We start from the raw sequence: 2,491 nt of genomic DNA, 5'->3' as shown, positions 1-2,491 counted from the left end.
GCTGCTGATCACGCTTCTTCCTGCGCGGCTGCTGTTCCCCTGCGGGTGCTGCCTGTTCGGCCGGCGCCTGCTCGGTCTGCTGCTGCTGGTCACGCTTCTTTCTGCGCGGCTGCTGTTCCTCTGCCGGTGCTGCCTGTTCGGCCGGCGCCTGCTCGGTCTGCTGCTGCTGGTCACGCTTCTTTCTGCGCGGCTGCTGTTCCTCTGCGGGTGCTGCCTGTTCGGCCGGCGCCTGTTCGGCCTGCTGCTGCTGATCACGCTTCTTCCTGCGCGGCTGCTGTTCCTCGGCGGGAGCGGCCTGTTCGGCGGGCGCCTGCTCGGCCTGCTGCTGCTGGTCGCGCTTCTTCCGGCGTGGCTGCTGCTCCTCGGCGGGCTGCTCGCTCTGGGCAGGCGCGGCCTGCTGTTCAGGCTCGGCCTTCTTGCGCTCGTGTTTCTGTTCGGGTTCCGCCTGCTGCTTCTGCGCGCAGGCCTCGGCCGATTCGCCCTCGGCGCATGCTGCTTGCGCCAGGATGAATGGGGTTGCCGTGCGCTGGGCAAGACCGGACGCGACACTTCCCTGAAGCGGGAACGCGCCCAACGGCGCGGATGCCATCAACAGGCCAAGTGCGGTGCCTGCCAGAATCCGTGGTTGGCGTTTCATCGAAATTCTCCTTGTGGGGTCCCATCCTTGCCGAAACCGATCTTGTGCCGATTGGTTCCAGTCTGGCACGGATAGAGGCCGTACGGGGCGATTGACCGACCTTTTGAAGGCAACTTCATGTCATTCACCTGGCGATAGCCGCAATTGCGACCATTGCCGCGCTTGACCTTGCCCGCGGCCGGGGCCACATCCGGGAAATGGAAACGCCATTCTGGAAAACCAAGGCGCTGGAGGCGATGAGCCCGGCCGAGTGGGAATCGCTGTGCGACGGCTGCGGTAAATGCTGCCTGTCAAAGCTTGAGGACGAGGACACTGGCGAGATCTACTGGACCAGCGTCGGCTGTCGGCTGTTCGACGCCGAGACCTGCCGCTGTTCGGACTACGCCAACCGGCTGGCGCGCGTTCCCGATTGCGTCGGGCTGACGCCGCAGAATGTGCGAACCATCAGTTGGCTGCCCAGTACCTGTGCCTATCGGCTGGTTGCCGAGGGCCGCGACCTCTACTGGTGGCACCGGCTGGTGTCTGGCAGCGCCGAGACCGTGCATGAAGCCGGCATCTCGATGCGCGGCCGGGTCAAAGCGAGTGAAACCGATCTTGCCGAGCCGGAAGACTATTTTGACTATGTGCTGGACGAGGAGCCGTAGGACCAGCGGCGGCGAGCAACAGCCTTACGTTCCACGACTTCCGGCCAATCCGCGGGCTCGGAATAGGGCGCCGAGTCAGGCATTCCGGCCTTCACCAAGGGCTGGGGACGGTGGCGAATGGCCGGAACTTCCTTCTTCCCGCCATATGAACCGGAGATGAACGGCAGGTTCGTAAAGAGTTCAGACAGGCAAGCGCATTCTCCCCCCATCGGTTCACGAGGACGGGCGAAGGCCCGCAAAAAGGAGAGAAGACGATGTTCAACACGATCAAGACGGCAGCCCTTTCGGCCCTGGTCGGTCTCGGCACACTGGCGGCCGTTCCCGCCCACGCCGACAGCCTCTATCTCGGCTTCGGCAACAACAACGACCCGCGTTTCGGCGTCTATACCGGTGACGACGGTTATCGCCATCGCCGTGATGAACGCCGCGGCGACTGGCGCCGTGGCTGTTCGCCGGACCGCGCCCTCGACAAGGCCGAACGCATGGGTCTCCACCGTGTCCGCATCGTCGACGTCAACCGTCGTACGGTGAAGGTGGCGGGCCGCCAGGACGGCGACCGTGTCGTGGTGGTGTTCGCCAATGAGCGCGGCTGCCCGGTTATCTATCGCTGAGGTTCGACAATTAAGGCCGACCCCTCTTTGAGGGTCAGCCTGGCAGCATGATCTTTAGCAAGATCAGCTGGGACTAGCGGAGCCCCTTTCCGTTTGAAGGGTGTGGCTCGAAAAAACCCCGCGGGAGCAATCCCGCGGGGTTTTTCATGCGCGCTATTGGCTGGTGATGCATCGGTGGCTGGGCAAGACCCAGCCACGGATCCTCAGAGCCGCTTACTTCAGTTCGAAGGTGACGGTCACCTGGACATTGTAGGAATTCTCGCCGGCCTGCACGGGAGCCGCGCCACCCGCCGCGGCATCGAAGGCCTTGGCGTTGATCGGCATCGGCGCCGGCGCAATGTTCTGATCTGATATCTCGAGCACCCGGCCGAGGCTGGCGCCTGCGGCCTCGGCCAGCGTCTTGGCCTTGGCCATGGCGTTGGCGACCGCCTTCTTGCGCGCCTCGGTGACCGTGGCTGCCGGGTTGTCATTGGTGAAGGCGATGCCGCCACCCTGGTTGACGCCGAGCGACACCGCCTTGTCGAGGATCTCGCCGGTCTTGTCGACATCGCGCACCCGCACCGAAAGCGTGTTGGTCACCTGATAGGCGACGAGTTCGG

4 protein-coding genes are annotated in these 2,491 nt (G+C 64.4%); 3 read left to right on the top strand and 1 reads right to left on the bottom strand.

Features of this window, described 5'->3' with window-relative positions; all coding sequences use genetic code 11:
• The 3 genes from EN994_RS35510 to EN994_RS26965 all read left to right on the top strand — a co-directional run.
• Positions 1–712: hypothetical protein (locus EN994_RS35510; protein WP_206530511.1), on the top strand; the 712-nt coding region annotated here is incomplete at its 5' end.
• A 122-nt stretch (positions 713–834) separates the two neighbouring features.
• Positions 835–1,281 carry a YcgN family cysteine cluster protein gene (locus tag EN994_RS26970; RefSeq protein ID WP_013530173.1) on the top strand — a complete coding sequence of 149 codons (447 nt, stop codon included), beginning with the start codon at positions 835–837 and terminating at the stop codon, positions 1,279–1,281.
• A 254-nt stretch (positions 1,282–1,535) separates the two neighbouring features.
• Positions 1,536–1,892 (top strand): hypothetical protein, encoded by a 357-nt coding sequence (locus EN994_RS26965; RefSeq protein WP_013530174.1) that lies wholly within the window; start codon positions 1,536–1,538, stop codon positions 1,890–1,892.
• A 213-nt stretch (positions 1,893–2,105) separates the two neighbouring features.
• Here EN994_RS26965 and EN994_RS26960 read toward each other — a convergent pair.
• Positions 2,106–2,491 (bottom strand): SIMPL domain-containing protein (locus tag EN994_RS26960; RefSeq protein WP_127307950.1); only part of this gene is annotated, 386 nt, incomplete at its 5' end.

This window comes from Mesorhizobium sp. M7A.F.Ca.CA.002.09.1.1, assembly GCF_003998555.1.
In the GTDB taxonomy this organism is placed as follows: domain Bacteria; phylum Pseudomonadota; class Alphaproteobacteria; order Rhizobiales; family Rhizobiaceae; genus Mesorhizobium; species Mesorhizobium ciceri.
Note: the sequence above shows the minus strand (reverse complement) of the source record. Positions and strands in the feature narration are given on the sequence as shown.

Bases quoted from the DNA above. Each gene is read 5' to 3' on its own strand.
- EN994_RS26970 (WP_013530173.1), top strand. From the start codon at position 835: ATGGAAACGCCATTCTGGAAAACCAAGGCGCTGGAGGCGATGAGCCCG.
- EN994_RS26965 (WP_013530174.1), top strand. From the start codon at position 1,536: ATGTTCAACACGATCAAGACGGCAGCCCTTTCGGCCCTGGTCGGTCTC.